Genomic DNA, 1,717 nt, shown 5'->3' with positions numbered 1-1,717 from the left:
TTGACATACTCCCATCCCTAAAGAAATGGGATTCGGTTTTCAAGCAATGATAGCCTGCTTTGCAGGTCTTACATCATCTATTCCCAGAGTTGATGTCCCAACTCTTAAAATATTCTTAGCCGCATTTACGTCGCGGTCATGCGATGTTTCACACGCTGGACATACCCACTTACGAACATTTAGCGGCATCTCATCTACTTTGGTTCCACAACAATAACAAGTTTTACTTGTGGCTTCCCACTGATTGATCATCACAAGTTTCTTTCCGTACTTAGTGCAAGTATGCGATAGAATTTTAATGAATTCGGAAAAAGAAAGATCTGATATCTTTCGTCCCCACCGTTTTTTCATCTCATTCAAGTTAAGTGTTTCCAGACAAATGATATCGTACTGGGATACAAGATGATTGGCTAATTGCCAATGAAAGTCGGTTCGGCGATTAGATATATTTCGATGCAGCCTGGCAATTTCTAACCGTGCTTTCTTTCGGGAATTGCTCCCTTTTTGCTTTCTGGACAAGTTACGAGACTTTTTTCGTACTCCCTCGAGTGAATGAAATAAAACCAGTGGAGATTCAATATATACACCATCCGAACTTGTTAGGAAATGCTTCAGCCCGAAGTCAAAGCCTGCAGTTTTACCTGTCATGGTTTTGACTTTTATCTGTTGTTCATCAATCCTGCAGGTGAACGTCACCCACCAATCGCCAACGGAATCACGTTTCAAACATACGGTTTGTACTTTGCCGGTGATAGGTCTTGATTGATGAAATTTTAAACGAAGTTTCTGTTTGTTGATCGTTAATACGTTCCCATTTATCGTATAGCCAGTACTTTTAAATGTCACTGATTTATATTTGCTCCAACTCTTAAACGTTGGTGGGTGTTTAGCATCGTGATTAAAGAAGCGTTTATATCCTTCATGAATACGCTCCGTTATTTGTTGGATCGATTGTGAATTTATCTCACTCCATTTCGGATAACAGCGCTTCTTCATCGTTACAATATGTGCTTGCAATTTATATAACCCAATATGCTTCTTGTATAACTTATAATAACGCTTCTGCAGAGCAATACAATGATTGTATATCCATGATGCAGTACGCAAATACTCAGAAAGCCGCACCTCATGGTTGCGGTTTTGATGATATACTTTATATTTATAACATACTGTTATCACAATCATTATTTGTATGGCGCAAATATAATTCATATTTTGTATATTTGAAACAAATTTAAACGATTAATGTGAAAGATGGACGAAAGATGGAAAACGAATCCCGGATGTGTTTATAATGTCTCATATCATATCATTTGGTGTCCTAAATACAGACGGAAACTGTTAACGGGTGAAGTGGAGATACGCTTGAAAGAACTGCTCACATTTAAAAGTGAGCAAAATGGATGGGAAATAAAGAAGATGGAAATCATGCCTGACCATGTACACGTATTCATAAAAGCAACTCCATCAGATTCCATAGCACATATTGTTTCACAACTTAAAGGATTTACAGCTTATCAACTCAGAAGCGAGTTTCCTCACTTAAAAACACGAGTTCCTACTCTCTGGACGCGTTCTTATTATGTAGAAACAATTGGACACATCTCAGAAAAAACTATAACCCAATACATACAAGACCAAAAAAACAAATGAATGGTTTGAAGAATGCTTTCATCCCACACCTAAAGAAGTGGGCTTTCAGGGGACAAAAGCGTAA

Annotated in this window: 2 protein-coding genes; one reads left to right on the top strand and one right to left on the bottom strand. The window is 37.9% G+C overall.

What is annotated here, in order from left to right; all coding sequences use genetic code 11:
* Positions 1 to 39 precede the first annotated feature (39 nt).
* Positions 40 to 1,212, bottom strand: coding sequence for an RNA-guided endonuclease TnpB family protein (locus D0T87_RS23470; protein WP_163178572.1), 1,173 nt, complete (start codon positions 1,210 to 1,212; stop codon positions 40 to 42).
* 42 nt (positions 1,213 to 1,254) lie between these two features.
* On the opposite strand from D0T87_RS23470, the gene tnpA reads away from it, so the two are divergent.
* On the top strand, positions 1,255 to 1,653 hold the full coding sequence (gene tnpA, locus D0T87_RS23465; RefSeq protein WP_163178571.1) for an IS200/IS605 family transposase: 399 nt from the start codon (positions 1,255 to 1,257) through the stop codon (positions 1,651 to 1,653).
* The last annotated feature ends 64 nt before the right edge of the window (positions 1,654 to 1,717 follow it).

This window comes from Bacteroides sp. 51 (genome assembly GCF_010500965.1).
Taxonomy (GTDB): Bacteria; Bacteroidota; Bacteroidia; order Bacteroidales; family Bacteroidaceae; genus Bacteroides.
This window is presented reverse-complemented; position numbering and strand designations above follow the sequence as displayed.

Coding starts and splice junctions, on each gene's coding strand:
- tnpA (WP_163178571.1), top strand. CDS start 1,255: ATGGACGAAAGATGGAAAACGAATCCCGGATGTGTTTATAATGTCTCA.
- D0T87_RS23470 (WP_163178572.1), bottom strand. CDS start 1,212: ATGAATTATATTTGCGCCATACAAATAATGATTGTGATAACAGTATGT.